The following is a 26,821-nucleotide window of genomic DNA, read 5'->3' on the forward strand; positions in this document are numbered from 1 at the left end:
TCACTTATCCAGATACTTTATGTCCCAGCCTCTTAAAATGAAGATATTTGATAGGTTAAGTTCTAAGTCTTACTTTCATGTAGAAAGTTAAACTGTAAATTAATTTCTAATAATATAATCAAATGCACTCAATGCTGCGTTAGCACCTGAACCCATTGATATAATAATTTGTTTATATTTTTGATCAGTAACGTCACCAGCAGCAAAAATACCAGGAATGTTTGTGTTATTTTCACGACCCACAACGACTTCTCCACGGCTATTTAACTCTACTGCGTCACCAATCCATTTTGTATTTGGCACAAGGCCAATTTGTACAAAGATACCATCTAAGCTTAATTCTTTCATTTCACCAGATGACATATCTTCATAGCTTAAACCAGTAACATGATCTTCACCTAGAACTTCGGCAGTTCTAGCATTTGTGTGAATATCAACATTAGGGAAAGAACGTAAACGTTCTTGTAACACTGTATCCGCTTTTAGTTCTGGAGCGAATTCAAATAGCGTCACATGTTTAACTATTCCTGCTAAATCGATAGCTGCTTCAACACCAGAGTTACCACCACCAATAACTGCAACGTTTTTATTTTCAAATAAAGGTCCGTCACAGTGAGGGCAGAAGGCAACACCTTTATTGATTAAGCGATCTTCACCAGGAATATTTAATTTACGCCAGCTTGCACCAGTTGAAATAATAGCAGTTTTACTTTCAAGAACTGCATCATTTTCTAAAGTTACTCGGATAGCTTTATCAGTTTTTTCAATTTTAGTTGCACGAATACCAGTCATAGCATCAATATCATACTCTTCGATATGTGCAGCTAAATTAGAAGAGAATTCTGATCCAGTGGTTTGTTTAACAGTAATAAAGTTTTCAATACCAGCTGTATCGTTAACTTGACCACCAATTCTATCTGCAACAATACCAGTGCGTAAACCTTTACGCGCAGTATAAATTGCAGCACTACCACTTGCTGGCCCACCACCGATGATTAATACATCGTATGGATCTTTATCTTCGTATTCTGAAGCATCTTGTGTACTGCCAAGTTTAGATAAAATATCAGAAATTGTCATACGACCATTACCGAATTCTTCACCATCTAAAAATACAGCAGGGACTGCCATGATATCCTTAGATTCTTCACGGAATACAGCACCATCAATCATTGTATGAGTGATATTTGGATTAATTACACTCATTAAGTTTAATGCTTGAACTACATCTGGACATTTTTGACAAGTTAAACTTACATAAGTTTCAAAATTGTAGTTACCTTCAAGACCTTTAATTTGATCAATGATTGATTGTTTTTCTTTAGGCGCACGACCACTTACTTGTAAAATGGCAAGCACAAGTGAATTAAACTCATGACCTAAAGGAATACCAGCAAATGTGATACCAGTATCTTCTTCAGGTTTACTTACTTGAAAACTTGGTGTGCGTTTTAATTCTTTTTCAACGATTGTAATATGATCTGTCATCTCAGCGATTTCATCTAATAAATCTTTTAATTCTTTAGATTTATCATCAGAGCCGATACTTGCTCTAAATTCTACATCGCCTTCCATAAGTTGTAATAATTGTTGTAATTGTTGTTTTAAATCAGCATTAAGCATACTTAAATGCCTCCTTAAATTTTACCTACTAAGTCTAATCCTGGTTGTAATGATTCAGAACCTTCTTCCCATTTTGCTGGGCAAACTTCACCTGGATGTTGACGTACGTATTGTGCAGCTTTGATTTTATTTACTAATGTACTTGCATCACGGCCAATACCATCTGCATTAATTTCTGCTGCTTGAACTACACCATCAGGGTCAACGATAAATGTACCACGTTGTGCCAAACCTGCTTCTTCATCTAATACATCGAAGTTACGAGTGATGATTTGAGAAGGGTCACCAATCATAGTGTATTGGATTTTGCTGATTGCGTCTGAATGATCGTGCCAAGCTTTGTGTACGAAATGAGTATCAGTTGAAACTGAGAATACATTAACACCTAAATCTTGTAATTGGCTATATTGGTTTTGTAAATCTTCTAATTCAGTTGGACATACGAAAGAGAAGTCAGCTGGATAGAAGCAAACAACGCTCCAAGAACCTTTTAAATCATCTTGGCTTACTTCTTTGAATTCATCATTTTTAGGATCATATGCTTGAGCTGTGAAAGGTAAGATTTCTTTATTAATTAAAGACATAACTTAAATTCCTCCTAATTTATCGAATATTAATTAGAACTACATAATAATTATTGCTTATTTATAATAATTCTAATCTCTTGATTAATATTATTACATGTAGATTTTATTTCGTCAACATAATATACTTAAAAGTAAGAAAAACATTATAAAGCACTGATATAATAAGGTTTATATAAAAAATATTAACTTTTTTAAGATATTGTGAGGTTTATTTTTCCTAATTAAAAAATGTAAATTGTAAATACAAATACATCTTTTCGCTTAAATCTATTCTCAACTAAAGGAAAGTATTTGATAATGGAAATCAAAAATAATAGATGAAAACTCTCTTCAAGTTACGCTATGAAACATATAAATCTGAAGAGAGTATCAAGTATTTTCAATATTATTTTATTAAAATCAGTCTTTGACTTCTACTTTTACACTTCCTACTTTCTCGTATTCAGCAATATAAATACCTTTTTCTAAATGTAGTGGTGAAATAAATGTACCTGAAGAAATAAATTGACCTTTTTCTAAACGTTTTCCATGTGAATGTAATTTTTTATTTAACCATTTTATAGATTCAATAGGATTTCCTAGTACGTCACTAGAATGTCCTGTTTCAATTTCTTGATCGTTTTTAAATAACTTTAAGTTAATATCAGCAAACGATTTGTAATCAAGAGGTGTTACTCTTTTTCCAACCACAATTAAACCTGTTGCAGTATTATCTGAAATTAAATCTGATAAAGCAAAGTTAGGGAACCAATCTTTATAACGTGCGTCAGGAATTTCAATACCTGGAGCTACTTTTACACTTTCTAAGATGGTTTGAACATCTGCATTCTCTGGTAAATCTGCAGTTAATTCAAAGATAAGTTCAGGTTCAAGTAATGGATCAAATAATGTTGATAATGAGATAGAGTTACCACCTTCGACTACTTGAGTAGATAAAATAGTACCGTACGCAGGCTCATTTGTATTGGCAATGGCTTGAGTGGCGGCACTTGTCATACTGACTTTGTAACCTTTAATTTCTGATTTTTGCTTATTTTTTAATTGATTAATGAGATCATCTTGTGTGTGATAGGCTTCTAACTCATTTAGTTCAAAAGAGGAACTGATAAAATCAATCGGTTTTTTTGATGTAAAAGCTTGATATAAGGCTGTTGAAACTTCTTTGTTAGCGTGAGTCATAGTATCTCTCCTTTGATATCTGAAAATTGTCATTATTATGATAACTTTAATTAGTTTAGCATGCAAATCTTAATTTAAAATAAAGGGCAATTTAGAAGAAAAATAAAATATAAATTGTTAACATATATTCAGTAATTAAAAAAGGAGTGGACTTAATGTCAGATTATGTTTACGAATTAGCTAAAAAACATCATTCAGTTCGAAAATTTAAAGATCAACCTTTAAGTGAAGACGTTGTTAGAAAGTTAGTTGAAGCTGGGCAAAGTGCTTCAACATCTAGTTATTTACAAACGTATTCAATTATTGGAGTAGAAGACCCAGAAATTAAAGCAGAACTCAAAGAAGTATCAGGACAACATTATGTGGTAGATAATGGCTATTTATTCGTATTTGTTTTAGATTATTATCGTCATAGTCTTATTAATGAAGATGTAGAACAACACATGGAGACGTCATTTGAGTCAGCTGAGGGCTTATTAGTTGGTGCCATTGATGTTGCATTAGTATCAGAAAATATTGCTTTAGCAGCTGAAGATATGGGCTATGGCATTGTATACTTAGGTTCGCTTCGCAATGATGTCGGACGTGTACGTGAGATTTTAGACTTACCTGAATATGCCTTCCCTCTATTCGGTATGGCTGTAGGGGAGCCAGCTGAGGATGAAAATGGATCACCAAAACCACGTTTACCTTTTGAACACGTCTTCCATAAAAATGTCTATAATAGTAATAAAGCACAACAAAAAGAAACATTAAACGCTTATGATCAATTGGTTAGTAAATACTATCAAGACCGTACAAATGGTGTGAGAAATGAAACCTGGTCTCAACAAGTTGCTGGATTTTTAAGTGGAAAAGCACGATTAGATATGTTAGAGCAATTAAATAAATCTGGATTAATGAAAAGATAAAATAAAACCGAAAAAAGAGAGGCAGAATTTGTTCGAAATTCTGCCTCTCTTTTTATTTATGATTCTGTGGATAATTCTCCATAATGATTAGAATTAAATTTTTCTTTATCTAAGTTACCTGTTAAACGTGCTGTACCAGTACCTGCTAATATAGAATCATTGACATTTAGAGCGGTACGACCCATATCAATAATTGGTTCGATAGAAATTAATACACCCGCTAATGCAACTGGTAAGTTTAAAGTTGATAATACAAGAATTGAAGCGAAAGTTGCACCGCCACCAACGCCAGCTACACCAAATGAACTAATAACTACAACAGCAATTAGTGTAAGAATGAATGGTATATCTATGTCAACATGAGCAACAGGAGCAACCATAATAGCAAGCATTGCTGGATAAATACCAGCACATCCATTTTGGCCAATAGACAAGCCGAATGAAGCTGAGAAGTTTGCAATACCTTCAGGTACTCCTAAACGTTGCGTTTGAGTTTGCACATTTAAAGGAAGCGCTCCTGCACTTGAACGTGATGTAAATGCAAAAATCAGTACTTCAAGTGTTTTTTTAACATAACGAATAGGATTGATTCCCATAATCGCTAAAATAATTAAATGAATAACATACATTGTAAGTAAAGCTGCATAAGATGCAATCATGAATTTACCTAATGTCCAAATTGCTGAAAAATCACTTGTTGCAATTGTAGAAGCCATAATTGCGATAATTCCATAAGGAGTTAATCTTAAAACAAAGGTAACAATTGACATAATGAGAGCATAAACAGCATCAATACCACGTTTTAATAAGCTACCATTATCAGGTTGTTTACGTGCAACACGTAAGTATGCAAATCCTACAAAAATGGCAAATATTACTACTGCAATAGTTGAAGTTGTTCTCTGACCAGTAAAATCTAAGAACGGATTGCTTGGTAATAATTCAAGAATTTGTTGTGGTAGTGTATTCGCTGTAAGCTGCTTCGCTTCACTACTAATTTCATTTCCTCGTGCATGTTCTGCACTACCTAAATCGATACTTGAAGCATCAAGGCCAAATACAATGGCATAAAAAATACCTACAACGGCTGCAATAGCGACAGTACCAATTAAAAACATAAAAATATAAGAACCTATCTTAGCAAATTTATCGCCAATTTGTATCTTACTAAATGCTGAAACAATAGAAATAAAAATAAGTGGCATAACAATCATTTGTAATAATGTCACATAGCCATCTCCAACGATGCTAAACCAATCAGTTGTGGTTTCAAGCACTTTAGAATTAACACCATAAATAAGGTGTAAAATAATTCCATATACAACTCCTAATCCTAGAGCGGTAAAGACTCGTTTTGGGAATGATACATGTTTTTTAGCCATAATGAATAAGCCGATAATGAAAATCAACATTATGACAATATTAATAATTGAAAATAATGTTCCCATATAATGATTCTCCTTTTATTAGTTAAATCCGACACATTTAATAAGAATAGTATTAAATATATAATAATTCAATACTTTAAATAACATAAATTATTAAATGTTTTTACAAACTAATGATAAATAGATACAAAATGAGTATTAAAACAAAAAAAGCAGGATTGAAATTTTTTAATTTCAAACCTGTTTTAGTAAATAGCACTATATACAATTGTTACATTAAAGATTAAATAGTCTAGCTAAGAATCCTTTTTTCTCATTTGAAGATGAAACATAAGTTTGATGTTCTTTTAAATTATCAATCGCTTGTTGATTGTTATCATTAATTTCTTTAACTAAATTATTTTTAGTATAATCAGATTGTTCTTTTTGAGCAGTTTGAATGGCTTGTTGTGATGTTTGGATGGCAGCTAATGACTCATTATTTGCTTTCAATTTTTCAGTAATTTGACTTTGTAATTCTTTAAGTTCATTTTGCTGTTGATGAACTTGAGTAATCATCTGACCTAACATTTGACGTTCTTCACGCATTTTTTGTATTTCCGTACGTAAGTCTTCTACCAATTGTGTGACGCCTTGATCAGCTGGTAACTGTTGTTGGTCTTCTTTAACGATAACTTGTAAAAAATCTTTTTCTTTTTCTAATTCTTCGAAAGCTAAATCATAGCTATTTGTTTGTTTTACCTTTTCTGCAATATCTTGGAAAAGTTCAATATCTTCTTCTTTAAAGTCTGTAGCCTCACGACCACGATATTCAGTCTTACTAAGTTGATATCCTCGTTCTTCTAAATGTTGGACGATTTTGCGGACTTGTTTTTCACTTAGTTTGACACGTTGAGCGAATTCTTTAGTTAACATAATTTGAAGTCCTTTCGTATCTATAGAATATTGTTCATTTACACTGACGTTTGTCTTCGGTTAGTGACACGTCAGTCTAACCTCGCATATTAGTTTAACCTTTTATATCGCGCTTTTCAAGTGTTCTATCAAGGTAAACGTAAATTCATCTTTTCTAAAAGGGGGTATATAATATCTCTAGAAATTCCATTCGCAAATACATATTTGAGAATATAATTAGATTTCACACTAGCAGGATAGATGTCTTTTGTAAGTTCAATGTTAGATTTAATAAATAAGTCAGTACGTATAGGTGTTTCTTCAAACGTATAGTTAGGATGCAAATAATCAATGTCATATTGTTGTTCAAAGTCATTTTCTAATAAGGTATGATGACGTCGTTTAATTAATTGATTATCTAATATACTATTATCAAGTTTCGGGACTTCAATCATTAAAAAGTTAATATCTCTAGCATGTACTTTATTAGATAATATATTTAGGTGAGTTTCAACTTCATTTAAAGTTTGAGATATGATTTCATCATAGTTTGAATCAACTACAGCTAATAAGTGGACTAAAAAGGCTGAATTTGTTGTTGCCTCGTAGTGCGCTGTAGCCAAACTGATTATATTTTCTTTCTCAATACCAACAATAAAAACATAATCATTTTCTGTTTTATTATTCTGTAAGGACCGTTTTGTGATAATGCTGTCTTCAAAAAAATCAACATCTAATTGTTTATTATAAAACTCGACGGCTTTTTGATAATAAGCGTCTTCTAAAGAATGAATAGTGTGAAATTTCATAGCGATCTCCCCGCATCATATTTTTTTAAGTATAGCACATTTGTAAAGTAGCACATCATAATACAAAATATATTAAAAAACTTCTTTCAAAGTTATAAATGATTCACACTTTACTTTGAAAGAAGCATATATTAATTTTTGACTGTTAATTTGTAAGAAATTATATTCATTTAACAATCGACATGAATAAATACAATGAATGGTTAAACTTATTTTTAAGATTTTGGACCCTTAGACTCATTAGCGTAATGAGTGATATCAACTTCTTCATAAGCTGCGTTGTTTTTTTCAACTTCATTATGTGAAGAAGCGTCTTTTCTAGCGATTACTAAAAATTTGCCATCAAGCATATCTTTTTTATATTGTTCTGCTTGGTTATCAGATAGTTTGAAATTATTCAATACAGCTTCTTCACCATCTTCACCGGTTAATAAGCGTGACATGCGATCACTGAATGAACCACTTGTTGCTATAAGTGTTACTTGAGAATTATGTAAATCATCTAAATGTAATTTAGATTTACTGATAACAAATATCTCATTTTCTGAATATCCTTCTGCTTTTTTCTTTTCAATCACATTGTAAATTTGATTTTCATTATCTATAACTGTAATATCTGGCATATTCATCGTCCTCCATCATTTCATGCTACTTTTAAATATTTATACCCTAATGAATAGATATAAAACGTTTCTATATAATTATATAATTAAACATATGTGTTTTACAAATACAGTTTTTTTATATGATATTAAACGCTTACATTTATAAGTAGTGTGATTACAAGGATAAACTCTCCATCAGTTATTGAAAATAAGCTTAAAATTTGCTATTATCATTAAATAATTTATATTGCTCATATAATCTGAAGAATATGGCTTTAGAAGTTTCTACCGTGTTGCCATAAACAACGCGACTATGAGTTCAAGTACAAAGGTAAGGAAGTTAATGAGAAGTTTGAGGATTGGCTAAGATGTCTTATACTATATTATCATTTGTATAATGTAAAGTATTGTTTATCATCTATAAATCTAAATTATTTACTTCTAAGTTACAAATGAATGTGTATCGTACTTGTTCACTTATAGATCCTGAAACTAGATAAAAGTTTCGGGTTTTTTTATATAAAGTTTAGGAGGTTTTGAAGTGGAAGCGCTCGAACAAAAAGTCAAGGAAGATGGCGTAGTCATTGATGAAAAAATATTAAAAGTTGATGGATTTTTAAATCATCAAATTGATGCCAAATTAATGTATGAAGTGGGTCAAACATTTTATAAACAATTTAAGGATAAAGGGATTACGAAAATTTTAACTATTGAGGCTTCCGGTATTGCTCCTGCAATCATGGCTGCATTACATTTCGATGTGCCATGCTTATTTGCAAAAAAAGCAAAGCCAAGTACTTTAAAAGATGGATTTTACAGTACTGATATCCATTCATTTACTAAAAATAAAACAAGTACAGTGATTGTATCAGAAGAATTTTTAGGGTCTGAAGATAAAGTATTAATTATTGATGATTTCTTAGCAAATGGTGATGCTTCACTTGGATTGTACGACATTGCACAACAAGCTAAAGCAGAAACAGTAGGCATAGGAATTGTTGTAGAAAAAAGTTTCCAAGATGGACGACAAAGATTGGAAGAGGCTGGTTTAACTGTTTCTTCATTATGTAAAGTTGCTTCCTTAACAGGGAATAAAGTGACTTTACTAGGTGAAGATGAATGAAAAATTTAATTTTAAGTGTACAACATTTATTAGCAATGTATGCAGGTGCTATTTTAGTACCTATCATTGTAGGAACAAGTTTAAAATTCTCACCTGAAGAGATTGCTTATTTAATTACAGTAGATATTTTTATGTGTGGAGTAGCTACATTTTTACAAGCAAATAAGATTACTGGTACAGGGCTACCTATTGTTTTAGGATGTACATTTACTGCTGTAGCACCTATGATTTTAATTGGACAGACTAAAGGTTTAGACGTGTTATATGGATCATTGTTCCTATCAGGTATCTTAGTTGTGATCATTGCTCCATTCTTTTCTTATTTAGTTAAATTTTTCCCACCTGTTGTTACAGGTAGTGTAGTTACAATTATCGGAATTAACTTAATGCCCGTTGCTATGAATTATCTTGCTGGTGGTCAAGGCGCTAAAGATTATGGTAACCCTAAAAATCTAATTTTAGGTGGAGTGACACTTATTGTTATCTTACTATTACAACGATTTACAACGGGATTCTTAAAATCTATTGCAATTTTGATTGGTTTAGTTATAGGCACTATATTGGCTAGTATCTTTGGATTAGTTAATATTAGCCAAGTTGGTGACGCACATTGGCTCGGTATTCCACGACCATTCCGTTTCTCAGGATTTGGCTTTGATTTCGGTGCAACATTAGTGTTTACAATTGTAGCAATTGTAAGTCTGATTGAATCAACTGGTGTATATCATGCATTAAGTGAAATCACTGGTCGTAAGCTAGAACGTAAAGATTTTCGTAAAGGTTACACTGCGGAAGGTCTAGCCATCATTTTAGGATCAATCTTTAATTCTTTCCCTTATACAGCTTATTCGCAAAATGTAGGACTTGTTTCACTTTCTGGAGCTAAGAAAAATAAAGTCATATACGGAATGGTAGTCTTACTTTTAATAAGTGGTTGTATACCTAAACTAGGTGCTCTGGCTAATATTATTCCTTTACCTGTATTAGGCGGTGCAATGATTGCTATGTTTGGTATGGTAATGGCTTATGGGGTAAGTATTTTAGGAAATATTGATTTCAAAAATCAAAATAATTTATTAATTATTGCTGTATCAGTCGGACTTGGTACAGGAATTAGTGCTGTACCTCAAGCATTTAAAGCTTTAGGAGAACAGTTCGCTTGGTTAACTCAAAATGGTATTGTTTTAGGAGCAATCTCTGCTATTATTCTTAATTTCTTTTTTAACGGTATAAAGTATAAACAAAACGACGAAAATGTGAAATAATAAGATTAACTATATAAAAAATGGAGGCTGTGTTATAAATGTGGGAAAATAAGTTTGCTAAAGAATCATTAACTTTTGACGATGTTTTGTTAATTCCAGCTGCATCAGACGTATTACCAAATGATGTTGATTTAAGCGTAGAATTATCAGATAAAATTAAATTAAATATTCCAGTTATTTCTGCTGGTATGGATACAGTAACTGAATCTAAAATGGCTATTGCTATGGCACGTCAAGGTGGTTTAGGTGTCATCCATAAAAACATGGGCATTGAAGAGCAAGCTGATGAAGTACAAAAAGTAAAACGTTCAGAAAATGGTGTTATTACGAATCCATTCTTCTTAACACCAGATGAAAGTGTTTATGAAGCAGAAGCATTAATGGGTAAATATCGTATTTCAGGTGTGCCTATTGTAAAAGATGAAGAATCAAGAACACTCGTTGGTATTATTACAAACCGTGACTTACGTTTTATTGAAGATTTCTCAATTAAAATTTCAGATGTGATGACTAAAGAAAATTTAATTACAGCTCCAGTTGGTACAACATTAGATGAAGCAGAAGCAATCCTTCAAAAGCATAAAATTGAAAAATTACCATTAGTAGAAAATGGTCGTTTAGAAGGTCTCATCACAATTAAAGATATAGAAAAAGTACTTGAATTCCCTCATGCAGCGAAAGATGAGCATGGTCGTTTACTTGCAGCAGCAGCTATCGGTACATCTAAAGACACTGAAATTCGTGCACAAAAACTTGTAGAAGCAGGAGTAGATGCGTTAATTATTGATACAGCGCATGGACATTCTAAAGGTGTGATTGAGCAAGTCAAAAAAATGAAAGATAAATATCCTGAACTTACAATTATTGCAGGAAATGTTGCAACTGCTGAAGCGACACGCGCTTTATTTGAAGCAGGTGCAGACGTGGTTAAAGTAGGTATTGGACCTGGATCAATCTGTACAACACGTGTCGTTGCAGGTGTAGGTGTACCACAAATTACTGCAGTATATGACTGTGCTACTGAAGCACGTAAACATGGTAAAGCGATTATTGCTGACGGTGGTATTAAATTCTCTGGTGATATTATTAAAGCATTAGCGGCTGGTGGTCATGCTGTTATGTTAGGTAGCTTATTAGCTGGTACTGAAGAAAGCCCAGGCGCTACTGAAGTCTTCCAAGGTAGACAATATAAAGTATATCGTGGAATGGGTTCTCTTGGAGCCATGGAAAAAGGGTCAAATGATCGTTACTTCCAAGAAGATAAATCTCCTAGAAAATTTGTTCCAGAAGGTATTGAAGGTCGCACAGCTTATAAAGGACCATTACAAGATACCATTTATCAACTTATGGGTGGAGTAAGAGCTGGTATGGGTTATACTGGTTCACCAAACTTAAAAGTATTGCGTGAAGAAGCACAATTCACACGTATGGGCCCTGCAGGTTTAGCGGAAAGTCATCCACATAACATACAAATTACTAAAGAATCACCAAACTATTCATTTTAATGTAAGGTGAGCAAGAAGCGATTAAATTAAGAAAGTACGCTTTTCTATAAATTGTTTATAGAGGTTGAAATTATTTATTGTCTTTATAAATATGAAAAGCGTCTTTCTATTGTTTACATAAATTAATTTAAAGGAGATTTACTATTATGGAAATGGCTAAAGAACAAGAGTTAATTCTTGTCTTAGATTTCGGTAGTCAATATAACCAGTTAATTACACGTCGTATTCGTGAAATGGGCGTTTACAGTGAATTACACGATCATGAAATTTCTATAGATGAAATTAAACGTATGAATCCTAAAGGTATTATTCTTTCAGGAGGTCCAAATTCTGTTTATGAAGAAGGTTCATTTACGATTGATCCTGAAATTTATAATTTAGGTATTCCAGTGTTAGGTATTTGTTACGGTATGCAACTTACAACCAAACTATTAGGCGGTAAAGTTGAACGTGCAAATGAACGTGAATATGGTAAAGCAATTATTAAAGCAAAATCTGATGAGTTATTCTTTGGTTTACCAGAAGAACAAACAGTGTGGATGAGTCATTCAGATAAAGTCATTGAAATTCCTGAAGGTTTTGAAGTTATTGCTGATAGCCCAAGTACAAATTATGCTGCTATCGAAGATAAAAAACGTCGTATTTATGGTGTGCAATTCCACCCAGAAGTACGTCATACAGAATACGGTAATGATTTACTAAGAAATTTTGTCCGTCGTGTATGTAATTGTACAGGTGAATGGACAATGGAAAACTTCATTGAAATTGAAATCGAAAAAATTCGTGAACGTGTAGGCAATCGTAAAGTATTATGTGCCATGAGCGGTGGTGTAGATTCATCAGTTGTTGCAGTATTATTGCATAAGGCCATTGGTGATCAATTAACATGTATTTTTGTAGACCATGGTTTACTTCGTAAAGGCGAAGGCGATATGGTAATGGAACAATTCGGTGAAGGCTTTGATATGAATATTATTCGTGTAAATGCCAAAGAACGTTTTATGGAAAAACTAAAAGGCGTTTCTGATCCAGAAAAAAAACGTAAAATCATTGGTAATGAATTTGTATATGTGTTTGATGATGAAGCGGCTAAATTAACAGATGTTGATTTCTTAGCACAAGGTACACTTTACACAGATGTGATTGAATCAGGTACAAAGACAGCGCAAACAATTAAATCTCACCATAATGTAGGTGGATTACCTGAAGACATGGAATTTGAATTGATTGAACCTATTAATACATTATTTAAAGATGAAGTTCGTGCCTTAGGTATTGAATTAGGTATCCCTGAACATTTAGTATGGAGACAACCATTCCCAGGTCCTGGTTTAGGTATTCGTGTGTTAGGTGAAATTACTGAAGATAAATTAGAAATCGTTCGTGAATCTGATGCGATTTTACGTGAAGTGATTCGAGAAGAAGGTCTTGAAAGAGAGATTTGGCAATACTTCACAGTACTACCAGGTATTCAATCTGTAGGTGTTATGGGTGATTATCGTACGTATGATCATACAGTAGGTATTCGTGCTGTAACATCAATTGATGGTATGACAAGTGATTTTGCACGTATCGATTGGGAAGTATTACAAAAAATTTCTAGTCGTATAGTTAATGAAGTAGACCATGTAAACCGTGTCGTCTATGACATTACTTCTAAGCCACCAAGCACTATAGAATGGGAATAATAACATAAAATGAAGAAACCTCTTAGGCACAGGCTTAAGAGGTTGTTTTGATTATTTTTGAATTAAAAAAGGGCAGAAGAAGGGCGTGATGTGAAAATTTGTATGCCTTTAGATTAATAATTATTAATCTAATTTTCTTGTTGTTCTAAAATTTTATATTGAATTGCTACGTTAATTAATTCTATTTTTATCGGTTCTATTAAACAATCGTACAAAAGTATTGAATTGATAATCTGTATTAAAAGTTCTTCATTTATTAAACCATATGCTAGCCAATATACTATATTCTCCATTTCTTCAATAAACGTATCTGTACAATAATCAAAATCATTTATTTTCAAAAAATAAGCTCCCAGAGCAATTGCTGAGCGTTTATTTCCATCATTAAATACATGAAATTGAGTAAAACAGAAAACCAAGCGAGATAGTTTTAATTCAAAAGTAGGATAATACATGTCGTTTTGTAGATGCGTTAAAAAACTTTCTAGTGTACTTTTGTCTTTAATCCCTTTTAAACCGCCAGTTTCTTTAATTACTTTATCATGTTCTTTAATGGCATGTTGACTATCAAAGTAATATATGTTTTCCATAATTATTTGTCCTTTAATCTTAAGAATACGTCTTTATGTTCTTGTATTTGTTGTTCTAAAGACTTACTTTGAGCACCTAAAAACTTTTCGAAATCATCTTTGTTTATAGGAGTAATATATTCTTCTAATTCATAATGTAAAGCATCTCTAAATCCTAAGTCACGACTTGACATTTTTGTTCTAGCGTCAATTAGAAGTGGTTGATTGCCTGGATGCTCGCTATAATTTTTGAAAATTTCAATGGTTTCTTTTTTTGTTAACTGTCGATTTAACTCTTTATATCTTTTTTCTATATTATGTGCTATACCTTTTTCATAACTAGCTATTACTAATAGAACCTCACTATACATCGTTTCTCTTGTCTTATCTTTAGGTTTTAGAGATAATATTTTTTTATACTCTCTTGCACTTTCTTTAAAAATTAATTTATATAGTAAATCTGTAAAGTATGCATATTTATATTGCCCAACGTTCACATAATTTTTTAAAGCATCGGTGAATTGCTTTCGTTCTGTCTCTTCAATATAAAGTTTATTAAGATATTCTCTGTCTCTCTGATTAATATATTTAGTATGGCCACCTGTTTTTTCAGCTATTGTATTGATAGTAATATCTAATATATCTTTTCTCATGATTTTAGCAATTTCACTATTTGTTAATAGCATAGCAAAATTTAATAATGTACGAACCGTTGATACGCCTAGATTTCTAGTTTTGTGACTGACATGGATGTCATTCGCAAATTGTATTTCTGCATAACTTCTAAAACGATCTAATTCAGTACCAGTTAATACGTGGTAGTCATTACTTCTTAATTCATCTTCATGTTCTTCTATTAATCTACGAATTGTTCGTATATCCACTTTAAAGAAATCAGCAATTTGTTGAGTAGTGAAATAAATTGTACCTTTATAATCAATGCCTTTTAATTTATATTGTTTTTGAATTTCTTCAACAGCAAAAGAATTGTTTAATATATTCTTTCTATCAATTTGTGAACTTGTTAAATCTTTTTTCATAAGGTTTCCTCCTAATAGCTAATCTTTTCTAATTTATTCATCATATCTTTATCCATTTGCTCAGTTACATGACTATATATCTGTAATGTTGTTTTATGGTCTGTGTGACCTACACGTTCCATTATAGCTTTAAGAGACACACCTAATTGCGATAATAATGATATGTGACTGTGACGCATAGTGTGGCTTGTTACATGTTTTTCTATCCCTATATTTTGTGTAGCTATTTGTATGTTTCTGTTTATTGATGTGAGAGGTAGAGGATTACCTCTATGACTTGTAAATATAAAACCTCTATCAACATACATGTTTTCCCATTGTATCGCTCTCTTATTTTCCAACATAACCTTATGCAAAATATCACAACTTCTAGTAGTTAAAGATATAGTACGATATGATGATGCTGTTTTTGTAGTATCTTTGAAACCTATTTTGTTACCATCTTTGCGCCAGTGTATAGTGCCATCAATGAGAAGCTTCTTATTTTCAAAGTCAATATTATCGGGTTGAATTGCTAAGAGTTCGCCAATACGCATACCATTTAATACTTGAAATTCAACTATGTAAGCAGTAAATAAGTATGATCTTTTCATATAACTAGCACGCTTTTTATTTGCTATGCGTTTTAATTCTTCAGCAATAGCCAGAATTTCAGTCATTTCTAAATAATTCTCACGTTTAGCTTTAATTTCTTCTCTTGTAGTCGCTTTTTTAGGCATAACAACATCATCTATGTATGATATATCAGTGATGTTATATTTCTTTTGAGCATATCGCAATATATTTTTGATGATACTTAAATCGTCTTTAACTAATTTATGGCTTAATCCATCTTTTAATGATGAGTTAATTAAATCTTGTATAACTTTAGCATTCATATTTTGAACAAGAATATCTTTGTCTATATTTCTTTTGATGTGAGCAACCTTATAGCTTTTAGTAGTAATAGTTGACTGTTTAGATCCAGATATTAACTTATAATGTTCAAACCACTCATCACATGCAGCATGGAAAGTTAGTGTCTTGAGTGTAGTAGGTGTTTTATTATTTTGCTTTTCTTCTATACGCTCATTTAAGCGTTTCTGAGCCTCTTTTTGTGACTGCTTACCATTCTTATTAAGTACCACGCTAACACGTCGCCATTTGTTTGTGAGTGGGTCTTTATACTTCTCATAATAGCGATATTTAGTTTCACCATGTTTATTAGTAAATTTCTCATGCCACATGTGAGTGAGCCTCCTTTACTTAGTCTTGTGGTCCATATTGATTTTCTACACCTTCATTAAGAATATTAGAAGCTTGTTGTTGTCTATTCATCATTTCACTTTCACTAATTTTCCCATTTTCATAATCTTCGTTAGCTTGTCTTTCGATTTCAGTTTTACGCTCTAGGGCGTTAGCAACTTCACCATGTATATACTGATCATCAATCTCTGTATTTTTAGGTAACTTTACATTTTGATTAGGTTGTTGAGTTTGATTATAGTTTTGGTTATTTTGCTGTTGTTGAGGAGTTTGTTGAGTGTTATTAGCTTGTTGTGGTTGTTGCTGCTCTTGAGTTGCAGGTTGTTGTGTTTGTTGTTGAGATTGAACTTGTTCATTTGTTGCAGTTTCCTGTGTGTCTTGATTGTCAGTAGAATTATCTTCTTGTGTAGACTTGTTATCTTCGTTTTCTTGAGATTTCTTTTCTTCTTTAGACTTTTTGTCCTCTTTAGTGTTCTTATCTTTTTTATCGTCAGCTTTCTTTTCAGTAGTGCTTTCTGATTTTTTATTCTCATCTTCCTTAGTGTCATCTTGACTACAAGCACTTAATACAAGTGTAGCTGCAAATAATGTTCCTAGTAATTTTTTCATATGTATGCTCCCTAATTTTATTACCTTTTATATTCATTTTTCTATGGTGTATTAGACACTGTTCGATAGAACCACTACCTTAATTGATAAAAATGAAATCAATTTTTTTTAAATACATTTTGAATTTCTTCAATTTTATCTTGGAGAGTTAGGATATCAAGTGAACCATCTACGTAGTCATATCTAATACTTTCGAGGAATTCTTCTTTGTTCATAAAGTATGTATCCAGAAGTTTAGATATATTTTTTCTATCATAATCACTTAATTCTATTGATTTATAAAATTTACTATTAAAGTTATCTTCTAGATGAAAATTCAGATCATTAATTTCTTCTGAGAATACTGTTACAACTTTATTATTATTATAGTCATAAGTATAGAATTCTCTCATTCTTCCATGTTTACTTATAGAATTTAAAATTTCATCATTATTATGTCGTGTTCTTCTTTTTTCAACCTCAAAATTACCTTCAGTAATCTTAGTTATTTGTTCAGCATAATAATTATATTCTTCATTAGTGTCAGAAATAAAATTTAAATAAGCTGGTATAAAAAATGGTGGTATCTTTTTAGAACCATTTTCAATACCACTTATATGACTTTGTGAATATTTTAAATTTTCTCCTAAAGCTTTAGCAGTGATATTTTTATTCTTTCTAATATTTTTTAAGTAATTACCTACTTCACTTCTGTACTTTCCAACCATATATATCACCTCAAAATAAATTTTAACACCTTGGAGATAAAAAAGATATAATTATATTCTTGACATTCCTAATTCAACTAAATATAATCAAAATAGAGATAAAAGAAATAAAAAAATATCTCTAATATTTATTTAAAGAGGTGATTATATGTATCTTACTGTTAAGGAAACAGCTGAATTAATAAGAATGAGTGAGAGACACACATATAAACTTATTCAAAAAAATGTAATTCCACATACCAAAATTGGTGGCAAAATTCTTATCAATAAAGAAAAGTTACTAGACACATTAGAAAAAGAGGAGGCCTAAACTATGCCACATGTAAAGCTGCAAGATTTACCAACTAAAGAAAATGTAGTTACTGAACCTAAACAAGTGATAGTAAAGCCTATCATGGCAAAGCCTAATGCTATTGCTAAACTATTTGGAATTTCTTATTCATCAGTTAATAGAATTCTTAAAGAATACGATAAAGATAACAAAGGTGTAGAGGATCTATATTTCAGCTTGTCATCTACAATGACAGTTATCTCTATTGATGGCTTTAAAGAGTATCTTAGTAAGCGTCATAAAGGTTGGCTTTAATAAAAAGGAGGCATAAAAGTGCTTAGATTTATAAATGAACTTATATATATGTATCATTACTGTGTTTTTAAATATGCATAGTCAATTACATTATGCTTTAGCTTTTTTCTTATTTTCAAGCATGGTAGCAATTATCAAGTTTGATATAAGAGATAAACAAAATTCTTATTTTTTAAAGGCACTTAAAGAATATTTTTAATGGAGGAGTAGTAAATGAACAATGATATTGAAGTAATAAAAAGTATATATGAAATTCTTGATAGTGCAGTAAATGATACACGCACAGAATATATTCACATAGTCGAAGAAGGAAAACGAAAATGGAAAGAAACGCTTAATCGTGAACAGCAACTACAATTCATCTGTGAGTTGGTTATGCAACAAATAGAAAACAATTTTGAGTGGGAGGACTAATAAATGAATTTTGAACTAAACAATGCATTATGTGATTTAGAAGTTTTAAAAGAAAGAATAGATGATGTAGTAACCTCTTTTGTGTGGTTTAATGATGATTATTTCACTCATGAGCCTAATCACGTATTAAATAAAGAAGATATATTAAATCATGGATATAGATACCATGAACATAGAATTAAAAATGCACAAACGATTGATTTAATGATGATGTATCAAAAAGAGTTTGGTGAACTCATTGAAAGATTTAAAGAGATAGAAAAAACGTTACCTGATAACAATAGTTTGGCGACTAAATCAGATAACGCTTAATAAGTGCAATTTGCAAACCAAAAGCACAGGAATAATATACCATTTCTGTGCTTATTCTTAAAATACAAAAATGAAAGGCTGATTAAATGAACGAAGTTTCTTTATATAATAAACATCATGAATTTCATTCTAAATTAGATTATGTTGAAACGCCTAATTTATCTCGTATCAAAGAAATTAGTAAACGAATTTACTTCGCTATAATTTCCACAGATAAACAAATTTTTAACAATAAAGGAAATGTTTTCCATAAAACAAAAGATGAATTTGCTGGCGATTATATAAGTAATCTTACTTTAGATTATACCATAAAACCTAAAGAAATTGGGGCAGTCTATGGAACAATCTCAGTTAAAACGACAATGGAAAATGGTGAAGAAGATAAGCAAGCACATTTTAAGTCTAGTCCATTTAATAACTATGCCAAATTCATAGTTGATCTAATTTCTGAAAAGGTTATTTATTCAAATGAATTAGAAAGCTTTATTAAATTAAACAGTAATCAGTATGAAATTATAGACAATACTAACTTTACTTTGGAATATCCAGTAGATAATAAACATCAAATAAATGACTTCTTAAGCGTAATGTTAGAAGTTTATCGAAATCAATTAGATACAAATTATCAATATAATATCTACCCTTACGCTATTGCAGGTAATGATTGGATATATAACTGTAAAGAATTAGAATTTATAGATAAAAAAATTTCTAGTGATGACTACTATATCATCAAATATGATGTAGATAAGAAAAATATAAACACTAACCTAGCACAACAATTCTTTGACTTAGTAAGTGACAATGAACGCAGTAAGAATAATTTAATGTTGGTACATGCTTATACTATGTATCGAAAAATGAAACTTATTCAAGCTGAAAAATGGTTCTTAATCAAAGACTTTGGGCGATCTGGTAAAGGTTTATTTATGGAAACTTTTGAAGAATTGCTAAAAGTAAATAAAGTGAATTTTGATAGTTTATTATCATCTGGCTTTGAGGCTGCAAATGAATGGCTCAATTTTTATGGCGTGGATATTGCACATGCTAATGAAACAGGTGAAATTAATAAAGGTATGATGAGAATATTACGCAAAATAGCTACTGGTGAAAATATTTCAGGTCGTGGTATACAACGAAATAACGTTAAATTTAAAAATAATGCAGTATTAATTTTAGATACTAATGAAAGTGTTGATACAGGAGAAATTACAGCTAATAGAACACGTACAGTTAAGATTGCATTTAAGGATAGACCGAAGAACGAAACTGATGAAGAACGTTATAAAGTATTTAAACCATTTTGGGACTTTGTTAAGCCTAACGGAAAAAACTCAGTCAATGCGTCAGTATCATTTTTAATATTAAGCCTTGAGTATCTTAAACAAATAGGCAGAGAATTTAAGTTCAATAACGTAACACTTAAAAACTATTACACCGAAGATGAATTGACGGACACTCAAATCTTAATACTAGAAACGTTATCTAAACAGGACTTCATTTTTTCAGGTGATGAGATACTACAAAAAACTATTGAAGAAGATTATAAAAATCTGAGATATAAAAAAGCTAAAGAAGATATGAAAAAAATAGGTGTAGCTATCAATAAGCAAAAATGGATAGAGGGACAAAATACTAAAGTTCATATTGTAGAAAATAAAGAACTATTCAAAATGGCTTTAGATTTAATCGAAACTTAAGTTAGTTTAACTCTTACTAACCTTTGTACTAACTTTGAAATTACTTTAATAACAGGCACTAACCTTTATAACTTAAATATTCTTTAGCGTATTTTATATATAAATAAATAGATGTATGTATAGAGAAAAGAATGAGTTAAAAGGGTTAGTGTTCTATTGGAGGTATTCTCATGAAAATGTACAATGCAGCAAAGTATCTTCTTAGTAAAGATGTGCAAGTTGTACCTTTAAACGATAATAAAAAACCAGCAGTATCATTTAAGAATGTAACTATTGATGATGATTTTATAGATAACAACTTTTTAGCATATGCAAACACAAATGTATTAGGTGTCCTTACTCGTGGTTTATGGTGTATCGACATAGATATTAATCACGTAAATGGTGAAAATGGTTTTGATAGTTTGAAAGACATTCCTTACTATGATGAGTTTGTTTCTAATGCACAAAATACACTAGTGCAGACAACAGCAAGTGGAGGAAAGCATGTAATATTTAAAAAACGTGATGGCGTTGAATACGCTCAGAAAATAGGATATTTACCATCAGTAGACATTAAAGCACATGATAATAACTATTTTGTACTAGCAGGAAGTAAAACAGCTAAAGGACTGTATACAAGTAATAAGAAACCAGTAATCGTTTATGATGGTGAATTTGAAGATCGTATATTTTCAAAGCGTGGAAACTATCTGCAACAGACTATGGGAAAGTTCTCAGTAAAAAATGTGTTGCCTAATCACAATTTCAATCATTTACAACATACTGGCAAAGGTGGACTAGGTAAAGAGGCATACAATCGTGTAATTAATGGTGAAAGCATAGAACGTAATAATGATGTATATAAGGCCATTAGTTACGCATTACAATGTAACGTTGATATAGAGCCTCTAAAAGTAATTATTGGTGATGTTAAAGCAAATGGTGATGAATTTACTTTAGAAGAGTGGGAGGCCTCATATAATAGTGCAAGAAACTCATTACGAATTTAATATAGATGACGAATTAAGAAAACTAGGTTTATTAGTTGGAATATCCGAAGAAATGTACTACTGCTCAATTAGTCGCATATCAACATTATATCTTGAGAACTTTGGGACTAAGTGGGTAGCATGGCGTGAAACTTATGATTTACAGAATAATAAAAGAGTATCGTATAGAACAATAGCAAATGGCAGTTTTGAATTAGTAGCTGCAAGAACTAAAAACTATCTAAACTACATTAAAAGAAAGCAGGGAATAAAATGAACGTTGAAATTATAGCAAATGAATTTGAAACTAGAGCAGCAACACTATTAAGATATTTTACTGGACTATGTGAAAGTAGTTATAAAGTACCTTTTGCTTTTAAGATTTATAATGATCCTTTTAATACTGTGTATCTAGTAAGTAAAGGTAAAATGTATGCTCATGTATTGATAAAAGATTGTGAAGTGAGAAAAACTTTTGAGATTGCCTCAGAAAAGCATACTGAGAAACTTATAGAGAGCATTGAGGGATATTATACTGGTTATGATTTACATGATGGTACACATGCTACTGTAAGCGATATGATGGCTGAATTTATGTTTGATAATGATTATTTCATGTATGGACTGGAAACTTTTGCAGAAAGTAATAATAGCGATATGTTCGATTATATGAGTAGGGATTTCAATATAGCTGAACTGGAGGACGTTCAATCTAGTAATGCAGATGTTATAGGTAATATGGAAATGTTGTATCAGTTAGCTACTGGAATTAATGAACCAGCACCAGAATTAGTTGAGGGCTTGAAAATCATTACTGAGTTTATTCAGAATGAACAGGCTAATAGAAAAGACTACTTAGCGTTAGAACTTAAATTAAAAGGTTTGAAGAACTCTTATTACAATGGAGTAAAAGCATAAAATTTATAGGTCATGCACTTAGTAGGTGCATGGCTTTTTTATATGTAAATCGTAATTGTTAAGATTTGTTAATGATTTTAGATTGAGTTAAGGTAATAAACGAACATTAGTTCTATAATAGAAAGTGTATGAAATTGTATGAAAAGTAGTATAAATACTTTAGTTATAGTGTTAAATGGAATGTTAAGAAGTTATTTAAATTCTACAAAAACAGAACGTTTGTTTGTAATTTTGGTGTAAATTTAGTATAATAGTGTTATAGAAGTAATTATACTTTTATATAATTTGATTAGTTTTCTTGTTCTCTGAAATCATGAGTACGATAGTTAAAAAATGCAAATTCACTAGATTTTCATTTATTACCTCCTCATTTAATTAGGTCTGCTCAAAATAACTAAAAAATGAGGTATTAAATAATGACAATAACAATTGAAAAAGAATTAACTCAAGATCATATTAAAGTATTAAATGTATTACGCAACACTAAGCACAATATTATTACTAAACAAAATATATTCAATCAACTGAATATGGAGTTTACTAAGAACAATGAAAGATGGCTGCAACATACTATTAATAGTTTAGTTGTAGAACATGGCTATCCTATTGGATATAGCTATAAGAAAGATACTAGAGGTTATTTCTGGATAAAATCAAAAGAACAAAAGGAATTAGCCTTACTAAGTATTAAGCGTCATATTGAGGGCAGTATGAAACGATATGAGGCACTAAAGAAAACTGAGATTTAAGGTGATGTAGTGAGTGCAGCGATTGAAATTATTCAAGAGAAAGTTAGCGATTACGAATTGTTCACTAGATTTAATACTTACTACATTCAATCAAGAATAGCACTCATAGAAAGTGATATAGAAGATATGTATGACCGAACTACACCTAGTTTATGTAGTGATACTGTATCAGAAAGTATTTACTATGAGAGTTATTCCGTTGAAAATCTAGCAATCGCTATATTAGAAGAACGTCAGAAATTGGAACGGTATAAGAGTAGAAGTCAAAGAGATTTAAACGCCTTTTATACTGTTCTAGGGCGTTTCTCTACTAAAGAACAAAAGTATATTAAAAACTATATTAATACACGCTCAGAGGCTCATATGAATGTGATAGAGCGTTTTAAGATTGAACTATACAAATATATTCAAACAAATAGAAATGAGCGTAATAAAGGTATAGAAAACAATTATTCATATATAAATGACAAGCGTCAAAAAGTAAAGACTTATCCTCATAAGTTGACGCTTAACCAAGAGAAAGCACTCAGGGAAAAAGAAGATGGTGCTACTGAAAAGAATATGAATAATGATGAGTTTGTAGCAAAGTTGAATGATCTAGATAAGAAATCATTTAAAGAATTTATTTATAACAGAAATGAAAATAATATCGACTTTGAGAAAGTCTTGATATTGCTACAAGCTATACCGAAACGATTACCACAAAAAGAGATTAAAAAGCCGTATAACTACATAAGAGAAATAGGCTTAAAAACTAATTGAAACGAGGAATTTAATTGAAAACTGAAAAATATTTTGATGAATACAACGAATATGTCATAGGTCAAAGAGAGAGTATCGATAAACTTGAAAAGGAACGTCAGGAACTTATACAACGAATTAAAGAAGATAAAGCTAAATATAAAGAACTAATCGCTAACTCACAAGATGATGAAGCTGATGAACTCTATAATACATTTGACAGTAATGAGAAGAAATTAAAAGCGTTAGAGAAACGCTTATCGACTAAAAAAGAAGTGTTTGATGAGGCTAGACGTAAAAAGGCGATTGAAATTATTAAACATCAAGCAGATTTACCTCATTTGTACAAAAAGGATAAAGAACGTATATTAGCAAAATTTGAGCCAATCGTTGAGGAATATAACAAAGTAGTAGATGAAATCGCAGCATTAAATGATGAATATGAAATAGAATTTGATAGATTTGTTCGAGTTTATGATAAAGAAAACTTTGAAGAAGATAAAGAAGTAAGAGCAGAAATTAAAAACTATTTCAGTCCTATTAAGTATTCAAATTATGTGAGCGGAAATGAGCTACCAATCATTGATATTAGAAATAAAATGAAATTAAGAGGTGCTAAATAATGGCTAGAAAACACAATTTAGATAAAGTTAGCAATTATCTTTTAACAGAAACGACATTATCAGTAGATGAATGTCAAAAGGTATTAGATGTAGTAGAACAACAAATTTCTCAAAATATTCAACAGCAACGAAAAGATGAACTAACTCAACAGTCACAAAGAGACAGAAGCCTTATGAAAATGTTCGAAGAAAATCGAATAGTTAAATGATAAATATCTTGCCTATCCTCAGCGGTAGGCTCATTTTATTTGTGAGGTGCATACATGAACCTTAAAAGAGTAAACTACTCACTATCATATTATGAAACTAAAATATCTGAATATACTTTGCTAACAGAATATAACCCTAAGTTTATAAATACCAAGATTAAGGCCATTACAACACAAATAGAGATGATGTATCACTTAAATATCTCACATATGACTACAAGTGATGTTCATGGCGTTGTGTCTATATCATACCCACTAGAAAAGCTAGTGATTAATATAATTGATGAAAAAGAGAAGTTACATCGTTTCAAAACAAAATCGAATAGAAACATGCAGCAATTAAAACAGGTTATTAAGCGATATACACCTAGTGAACAAAAGGAAGTCATGTATTATATGCAGTCTAATGGCTCAGTCATAGATTATGACCTTATAGAACGCCTACAACGTGATTTATACGCTTATAAGCATAAAGTAAGTGTTGCTACATGATGTACGATAAACAAGCGATTAAACAGTTTATAATGGACTATCACAAAGAGAAAGCGTCAAATGTTGTAAGTTATGATGATACTAATATAGATGATTTCTTTTCACTGAGTGATGAAGTCGAACCTTTTGAACTAAGTGAGAATACTGGTAATCAAGTATTCTTTAATGAACTAGATCAGTTAATTTATGCAGTAGCGACTAGAAGGGAATACTATATATTTTTCTTACTATGTGAAGGGAAATCTATGAATGAAATTGCAAAGATATTTGAGTTAAGTAGAGAAAGAATACGTCAACTATTGAATGGTTTATTAGACAAATTAGAGGAGGGATAACATGAGTGATTTAAACCCTAGACAAGAAAAGTTTATATCTGAATACCTAAAGACGCTAAATGTAACACAAAGTGCAATTAAGGCTGGTTATAGTCCTCATACTGCAACTGTACAAGGTAGTAGGTTGCTTAAGAATGAAAAAGTGGCTAAGTACATTGATGAGCAACGTAAGAAAGTGATTGATGAAGGTGTACTATCTGCTAACGAACTACTTCATATCCTAAGTAATGCAGCAGTAGGAGATGAGAGTGAAGTAAGAGAGGTCGTTGTTAAACGTGGTGAGTTTCAACGCAACCCAGACACTGACAAAATGAACTTAGTGTACAATGAGCATGTAGAAATGGTGGAAGTACCTATTAAGCCTAGTGACCGTTTACGTGCTAGAGATATGTTAGGTAAGTATCATAAGTTATTTACTGATAAGAAAGAGTTATCTACGGACACACCAATTTTTATTAATATAGGTGAGTGGCCAGAAGATGAGGAAGAAGAAAAACGTAAAGCACTAGATGAAATACACGAACAACACCCTAATAGAACAATGATTATTAATGATATTCCAGATGAGGACTGATAAGCATGAGGTAGAAATTACTACATCGATATTCATTGATGATGTGCATGAAGAAGATTAAAAAATGATTATGAAAATAGTACTTACTCAATTTTGAGTAGGTGCTTTTTATTAAGTTTTTGATTAACCAAAACTATTGCTCAAAAAGAATATAAGCATATTTTTATTAATAAATAATTAAGGTATTGGTATTTTACAGTACCTTTATTTTGTATTTAGTTTTAATTAAGAGATTAGTTTGGTAGTATCTAATTTAAAGATAGCTAGGAGGGAATAGAAATGGGCTCAGTTCTCACTGTTGCTTTAATATTCTTAATTTTAGTTTTAGTCTTTAAATCTCTTAAGAAAAAGAAGTAAGTAAGGTATACATATTTGAGTAGTATTATTTTTTAGTTATAAAAAGTAAGCGTTTTCTATTTACATTTAGAGCCTTTTATAAGATAATAACCG

At 31.0% G+C, this 26,821-nt stretch carries 31 protein-coding genes, 1 pseudogene and 1 riboswitch; of the genes and pseudogenes, 20 read left to right on the top strand and 12 right to left on the bottom strand.

From position 1 onward, the window contains the following. Window positions 1-99: 99 nt before the first annotated feature. The 3 genes from ahpF to HMPREF2629_RS03950 all read right to left on the bottom strand — a co-directional run bounded on the left by ahpF (window position 100) and on the right by HMPREF2629_RS03950 (window position 3,389). Window positions 100-1,623, bottom strand: a complete 1,524-nt coding sequence (gene ahpF, locus HMPREF2629_RS03940; RefSeq protein ID WP_054105612.1) for an alkyl hydroperoxide reductase subunit F — start codon at window positions 1,621-1,623, stop codon at window positions 100-102. Window positions 1,624-1,637: 14 nt separating this feature from the next. Next, window positions 1,638-2,207 (bottom strand): alkyl hydroperoxide reductase subunit C, encoded by a 570-nt coding sequence (gene ahpC, locus HMPREF2629_RS03945; RefSeq protein WP_002447989.1) that lies wholly within the window; start codon window positions 2,205-2,207, stop codon window positions 1,638-1,640. Between the two features lie 402 nt (window positions 2,208-2,609). Then, window positions 2,610-3,389 carry a 2-keto-4-pentenoate hydratase gene (locus HMPREF2629_RS03950; protein ID WP_017175680.1) on the bottom strand — a complete coding sequence of 260 codons (780 nt, stop codon included), beginning with the start codon at window positions 3,387-3,389 and terminating at the stop codon, window positions 2,610-2,612. Window positions 3,390-3,544: 155 nt separating this feature from the next. On the opposite strand from HMPREF2629_RS03950, the gene HMPREF2629_RS03955 reads away from it, so the two are divergent. Beyond that, the gene (locus HMPREF2629_RS03955) at window positions 3,545-4,300 is read left to right on the top strand and encodes an NADPH-dependent oxidoreductase (RefSeq protein WP_019834712.1); all 756 of its coding nucleotides are present in this window, start codon (window positions 3,545-3,547) and stop codon (window positions 4,298-4,300) included. A 56-nt stretch (window positions 4,301-4,356) separates the two neighbouring features. Here HMPREF2629_RS03955 and HMPREF2629_RS03960 read toward each other — a convergent pair whose 3' ends face one another. From HMPREF2629_RS03960 to HMPREF2629_RS03975, 4 genes and pseudogenes are all read right to left on the bottom strand, one after another. Then, window positions 4,357-5,748 carry an L-cystine transporter gene (locus tag HMPREF2629_RS03960; RefSeq protein ID WP_070492128.1) on the bottom strand — a complete coding sequence of 464 codons (1,392 nt, stop codon included), beginning with the start codon at window positions 5,746-5,748 and terminating at the stop codon, window positions 4,357-4,359. A gap of 356 nt (window positions 5,749-6,104) precedes the next feature. Next, a pseudogene (locus HMPREF2629_RS03965) lies at window positions 6,105-6,603 on the bottom strand (DNA-binding protein); the annotation flags it as partial. Between the two features lie 128 nt (window positions 6,604-6,731). Then, window positions 6,732-7,391, bottom strand: coding sequence for a hypothetical protein (locus HMPREF2629_RS03970; RefSeq protein ID WP_019834714.1), 660 nt, complete (start codon window positions 7,389-7,391; stop codon window positions 6,732-6,734). A 215-nt stretch (window positions 7,392-7,606) separates the two neighbouring features. Continuing rightward, on the bottom strand, window positions 7,607-8,014 hold the full coding sequence (locus HMPREF2629_RS03975; RefSeq protein WP_017175179.1) for a YflT domain-containing protein: 408 nt from the start codon (window positions 8,012-8,014) through the stop codon (window positions 7,607-7,609). A 213-nt stretch (window positions 8,015-8,227) separates the two neighbouring features. Then, a riboswitch (purine riboswitch) is annotated at window positions 8,228-8,330 on the top strand. Window positions 8,331-8,537: 207 nt separating this feature from the next. Here HMPREF2629_RS03975 and xpt point away from each other — a divergent pair. The 4 genes from xpt to guaA all read left to right on the top strand — a co-directional run bounded on the left by xpt (window position 8,538) and on the right by guaA (window position 13,577). Next, complete coding sequence (xpt, locus tag HMPREF2629_RS03980) at window positions 8,538-9,119, top strand: xanthine phosphoribosyltransferase (RefSeq protein ID WP_017175180.1); 582 nt, start codon at window positions 8,538-8,540, stop codon at window positions 9,117-9,119. Then, the gene (gene pbuX / locus HMPREF2629_RS03985) at window positions 9,116-10,384 is read left to right on the top strand and encodes a xanthine permease PbuX (protein ID WP_017175181.1); all 1,269 of its coding nucleotides are present in this window, start codon (window positions 9,116-9,118) and stop codon (window positions 10,382-10,384) included. The genes xpt and pbuX overlap by 4 nt, the downstream gene beginning before the upstream one ends. Window positions 10,385-10,422: 38 nt before the next feature. Continuing rightward, the gene (gene guaB, locus HMPREF2629_RS03990; RefSeq protein ID WP_049419745.1) at window positions 10,423-11,889 is read left to right on the top strand and encodes an IMP dehydrogenase; all 1,467 of its coding nucleotides are present in this window, start codon (window positions 10,423-10,425) and stop codon (window positions 11,887-11,889) included. A 146-nt stretch (window positions 11,890-12,035) separates the two neighbouring features. Next, window positions 12,036-13,577 (top strand): glutamine-hydrolyzing GMP synthase, encoded by a 1,542-nt coding sequence (gene guaA, locus HMPREF2629_RS03995; RefSeq protein WP_017175183.1) that lies wholly within the window; start codon window positions 12,036-12,038, stop codon window positions 13,575-13,577. Between the two features lie 128 nt (window positions 13,578-13,705). Here the strand turns inward: guaA and HMPREF2629_RS04000 are convergent, their stop codons facing one another. The 5 genes from HMPREF2629_RS04000 to HMPREF2629_RS04020 form a co-directional block, all read right to left on the bottom strand. Beyond that, window positions 13,706-14,167, bottom strand: a complete 462-nt coding sequence (locus HMPREF2629_RS04000; RefSeq protein ID WP_070813152.1) for a type II toxin-antitoxin system death-on-curing family toxin — start codon at window positions 14,165-14,167, stop codon at window positions 13,706-13,708. 2 nt (window positions 14,168-14,169) lie between these two features. Further along, window positions 14,170-15,186 (bottom strand): DNA-binding protein, encoded by a 1,017-nt coding sequence (locus tag HMPREF2629_RS04005; protein WP_054105609.1) that lies wholly within the window; start codon window positions 15,184-15,186, stop codon window positions 14,170-14,172. Window positions 15,187-15,197: 11 nt separating this feature from the next. Continuing rightward, window positions 15,198-16,412, bottom strand: a complete 1,215-nt coding sequence (locus HMPREF2629_RS04010; RefSeq protein ID WP_070813153.1) for a tyrosine-type recombinase/integrase — start codon at window positions 16,410-16,412, stop codon at window positions 15,198-15,200. A gap of 19 nt (window positions 16,413-16,431) precedes the next feature. Further along, on the bottom strand, window positions 16,432-17,040 hold the full coding sequence (locus HMPREF2629_RS04015; RefSeq protein ID WP_070813154.1) for a hypothetical protein: 609 nt from the start codon (window positions 17,038-17,040) through the stop codon (window positions 16,432-16,434). 98 nt (window positions 17,041-17,138) lie between these two features. Beyond that, window positions 17,139-17,747 carry a helix-turn-helix domain-containing protein gene (locus HMPREF2629_RS04020; protein WP_070813155.1) on the bottom strand — a complete coding sequence of 203 codons (609 nt, stop codon included), beginning with the start codon at window positions 17,745-17,747 and terminating at the stop codon, window positions 17,139-17,141. Window positions 17,748-17,895: 148 nt separating this feature from the next. On the opposite strand from HMPREF2629_RS04020, the gene HMPREF2629_RS04025 reads away from it, so the two are divergent. The 15 genes from HMPREF2629_RS04025 to HMPREF2629_RS04100 all read left to right on the top strand — a co-directional run bounded on the left by HMPREF2629_RS04025 (window position 17,896) and on the right by HMPREF2629_RS04100 (window position 26,371). Then, a complete protein-coding gene (locus HMPREF2629_RS04025) occupies window positions 17,896-18,057 on the top strand; it encodes a helix-turn-helix domain-containing protein (protein WP_070491932.1) in 162 nt (53 codons plus the stop codon). 3 nt (window positions 18,058-18,060) lie between these two features. Beyond that, window positions 18,061-18,333 (top strand): helix-turn-helix domain-containing protein, encoded by a 273-nt coding sequence (locus tag HMPREF2629_RS04030; protein WP_070813156.1) that lies wholly within the window; start codon window positions 18,061-18,063, stop codon window positions 18,331-18,333. A gap of 213 nt (window positions 18,334-18,546) precedes the next feature. Next, window positions 18,547-18,747 (top strand): TscA family type II toxin-antitoxin system antitoxin, encoded by a 201-nt coding sequence (locus tag HMPREF2629_RS04040; RefSeq protein ID WP_070813157.1) that lies wholly within the window; start codon window positions 18,547-18,549, stop codon window positions 18,745-18,747. A gap of 3 nt (window positions 18,748-18,750) precedes the next feature. Next, window positions 18,751-19,059, top strand: coding sequence for a type II toxin-antitoxin system toxin TscT (tscT, locus tag HMPREF2629_RS04045; RefSeq protein ID WP_064206874.1), 309 nt, complete (start codon window positions 18,751-18,753; stop codon window positions 19,057-19,059). A gap of 86 nt (window positions 19,060-19,145) precedes the next feature. Further along, window positions 19,146-20,759, top strand: a complete 1,614-nt coding sequence (locus HMPREF2629_RS04050; RefSeq protein ID WP_070813158.1) for a phage resistance protein — start codon at window positions 19,146-19,148, stop codon at window positions 20,757-20,759. A 170-nt stretch (window positions 20,760-20,929) separates the two neighbouring features. Then, window positions 20,930-21,751, top strand: coding sequence for a bifunctional DNA primase/polymerase (locus HMPREF2629_RS04055; RefSeq protein WP_070813159.1), 822 nt, complete (start codon window positions 20,930-20,932; stop codon window positions 21,749-21,751). Beyond that, window positions 21,726-22,007, top strand: a complete 282-nt coding sequence (locus HMPREF2629_RS04060) for a pathogenicity island protein (RefSeq protein WP_070813160.1) — start codon at window positions 21,726-21,728, stop codon at window positions 22,005-22,007. Before HMPREF2629_RS04055 ends, HMPREF2629_RS04060 begins: the two co-directional genes overlap by 26 nt. Beyond that, window positions 22,004-22,648 carry a pathogenicity island protein gene (locus tag HMPREF2629_RS04065; RefSeq protein WP_070813161.1) on the top strand — a complete coding sequence of 215 codons (645 nt, stop codon included), beginning with the start codon at window positions 22,004-22,006 and terminating at the stop codon, window positions 22,646-22,648. Before HMPREF2629_RS04060 ends, HMPREF2629_RS04065 begins: the two co-directional genes overlap by 4 nt. Window positions 22,649-23,064: 416 nt before the next feature. Next, window positions 23,065-23,397: a pathogenicity island protein gene (locus HMPREF2629_RS04070; RefSeq protein ID WP_070813162.1), complete on the top strand. Its 333-nt coding sequence runs from the start codon at window positions 23,065-23,067 to the stop codon at window positions 23,395-23,397. A 9-nt stretch (window positions 23,398-23,406) separates the two neighbouring features. After that, window positions 23,407-24,159: a hypothetical protein gene (locus HMPREF2629_RS04075; protein WP_070813163.1), complete on the top strand. Its 753-nt coding sequence runs from the start codon at window positions 23,407-23,409 to the stop codon at window positions 24,157-24,159. A gap of 14 nt (window positions 24,160-24,173) precedes the next feature. Beyond that, a complete protein-coding gene (locus HMPREF2629_RS04080) occupies window positions 24,174-24,761 on the top strand; it encodes a pathogenicity island protein (protein ID WP_070813164.1) in 588 nt (195 codons plus the stop codon). Further along, a complete protein-coding gene (locus HMPREF2629_RS04085) occupies window positions 24,761-24,970 on the top strand; it encodes a hypothetical protein (RefSeq protein ID WP_070813165.1) in 210 nt (69 codons plus the stop codon). The genes HMPREF2629_RS04080 and HMPREF2629_RS04085 overlap by 1 nt, the downstream gene beginning before the upstream one ends. 54 nt (window positions 24,971-25,024) lie before the next feature. Next, window positions 25,025-25,462, top strand: a complete 438-nt coding sequence (locus HMPREF2629_RS04090; protein ID WP_070813166.1) for a pathogenicity island protein — start codon at window positions 25,025-25,027, stop codon at window positions 25,460-25,462. Next, the gene (locus HMPREF2629_RS04095) at window positions 25,459-25,797 is read left to right on the top strand and encodes a sigma factor-like helix-turn-helix DNA-binding protein (protein ID WP_070813167.1); all 339 of its coding nucleotides are present in this window, start codon (window positions 25,459-25,461) and stop codon (window positions 25,795-25,797) included. The genes HMPREF2629_RS04090 and HMPREF2629_RS04095 overlap by 4 nt, the downstream gene beginning before the upstream one ends. 1 nt (window position 25,798) lies before the next feature. After that, on the top strand, window positions 25,799-26,371 hold the full coding sequence (locus tag HMPREF2629_RS04100) for a terminase small subunit (protein WP_002448435.1): 573 nt from the start codon (window positions 25,799-25,801) through the stop codon (window positions 26,369-26,371). Window positions 26,372-26,821 lie beyond the last annotated feature (450 nt).

Origin of the sequence: Staphylococcus sp. HMSC034C12 (assembly GCF_001835895.1) — a bacterium.
Lineage (GTDB): Bacteria > Bacillota > Bacilli > Staphylococcales > Staphylococcaceae > Staphylococcus > Staphylococcus hominis.

Excerpts from the sequence above, each read along its gene's own strand:
- guaB (WP_049419745.1), top strand. The coding sequence starts at position 10,423 with ATGTGGGAAAATAAGTTTGCTAAAGAATCATTAACTTTTGACGATGTT.
- HMPREF2629_RS04055 (WP_070813159.1), top strand. The coding sequence starts at position 20,930 with ATGAAAATGTACAATGCAGCAAAGTATCTTCTTAGTAAAGATGTGCAA.
- ahpF (WP_054105612.1), bottom strand. The coding sequence starts at position 1,623 with ATGCTTAATGCTGATTTAAAACAACAATTACAACAATTATTACAACTT.
- HMPREF2629_RS04000 (WP_070813152.1), bottom strand. The coding sequence starts at position 14,167 with ATGGAAAACATATATTACTTTGATAGTCAACATGCCATTAAAGAACAT.
- HMPREF2629_RS04005 (WP_054105609.1), bottom strand. The coding sequence starts at position 15,186 with ATGAAAAAAGATTTAACAAGTTCACAAATTGATAGAAAGAATATATTA.
- HMPREF2629_RS04020 (WP_070813155.1), bottom strand. The coding sequence starts at position 17,747 with ATGGTTGGAAAGTACAGAAGTGAAGTAGGTAATTACTTAAAAAATATT.
- HMPREF2629_RS04095 (WP_070813167.1), top strand. The coding sequence starts at position 25,459 with ATGATGTACGATAAACAAGCGATTAAACAGTTTATAATGGACTATCAC.
- HMPREF2629_RS04090 (WP_070813166.1), top strand. The coding sequence starts at position 25,025 with ATGAACCTTAAAAGAGTAAACTACTCACTATCATATTATGAAACTAAA.
- ahpC (WP_002447989.1), bottom strand. The coding sequence starts at position 2,207 with ATGTCTTTAATTAATAAAGAAATCTTACCTTTCACAGCTCAAGCATAT.
- HMPREF2629_RS04050 (WP_070813158.1), top strand. The coding sequence starts at position 19,146 with ATGAACGAAGTTTCTTTATATAATAAACATCATGAATTTCATTCTAAA.
- HMPREF2629_RS04065 (WP_070813161.1), top strand. The coding sequence starts at position 22,004 with ATGAACGTTGAAATTATAGCAAATGAATTTGAAACTAGAGCAGCAACA.
- HMPREF2629_RS03975 (WP_017175179.1), bottom strand. The coding sequence starts at position 8,014 with ATGCCAGATATTACAGTTATAGATAATGAAAATCAAATTTACAATGTG.
- HMPREF2629_RS04015 (WP_070813154.1), bottom strand. The coding sequence starts at position 17,040 with ATGAAAAAATTACTAGGAACATTATTTGCAGCTACACTTGTATTAAGT.
- HMPREF2629_RS03960 (WP_070492128.1), bottom strand. The coding sequence starts at position 5,748 with ATGGGAACATTATTTTCAATTATTAATATTGTCATAATGTTGATTTTC.
- pbuX (WP_017175181.1), top strand. The coding sequence starts at position 9,116 with ATGAAAAATTTAATTTTAAGTGTACAACATTTATTAGCAATGTATGCA.
- HMPREF2629_RS04030 (WP_070813156.1), top strand. The coding sequence starts at position 18,061 with ATGCCACATGTAAAGCTGCAAGATTTACCAACTAAAGAAAATGTAGTT.
- HMPREF2629_RS03970 (WP_019834714.1), bottom strand. The coding sequence starts at position 7,391 with ATGAAATTTCACACTATTCATTCTTTAGAAGACGCTTATTATCAAAAA.
- HMPREF2629_RS04025 (WP_070491932.1), top strand. The coding sequence starts at position 17,896 with ATGTATCTTACTGTTAAGGAAACAGCTGAATTAATAAGAATGAGTGAG.
- HMPREF2629_RS04040 (WP_070813157.1), top strand. The coding sequence starts at position 18,547 with ATGAACAATGATATTGAAGTAATAAAAAGTATATATGAAATTCTTGAT.
- HMPREF2629_RS04085 (WP_070813165.1), top strand. The coding sequence starts at position 24,761 with ATGGCTAGAAAACACAATTTAGATAAAGTTAGCAATTATCTTTTAACA.
- HMPREF2629_RS04070 (WP_070813162.1), top strand. The coding sequence starts at position 23,065 with ATGACAATAACAATTGAAAAAGAATTAACTCAAGATCATATTAAAGTA.
- HMPREF2629_RS04010 (WP_070813153.1), bottom strand. The coding sequence starts at position 16,412 with ATGTGGCATGAGAAATTTACTAATAAACATGGTGAAACTAAATATCGC.
- HMPREF2629_RS03955 (WP_019834712.1), top strand. The coding sequence starts at position 3,545 with ATGTCAGATTATGTTTACGAATTAGCTAAAAAACATCATTCAGTTCGA.
- guaA (WP_017175183.1), top strand. The coding sequence starts at position 12,036 with ATGGAAATGGCTAAAGAACAAGAGTTAATTCTTGTCTTAGATTTCGGT.
- HMPREF2629_RS04100 (WP_002448435.1), top strand. The coding sequence starts at position 25,799 with ATGAGTGATTTAAACCCTAGACAAGAAAAGTTTATATCTGAATACCTA.
- HMPREF2629_RS03950 (WP_017175680.1), bottom strand. The coding sequence starts at position 3,389 with ATGACTCACGCTAACAAAGAAGTTTCAACAGCCTTATATCAAGCTTTT.
- tscT (WP_064206874.1), top strand. The coding sequence starts at position 18,751 with ATGAATTTTGAACTAAACAATGCATTATGTGATTTAGAAGTTTTAAAA.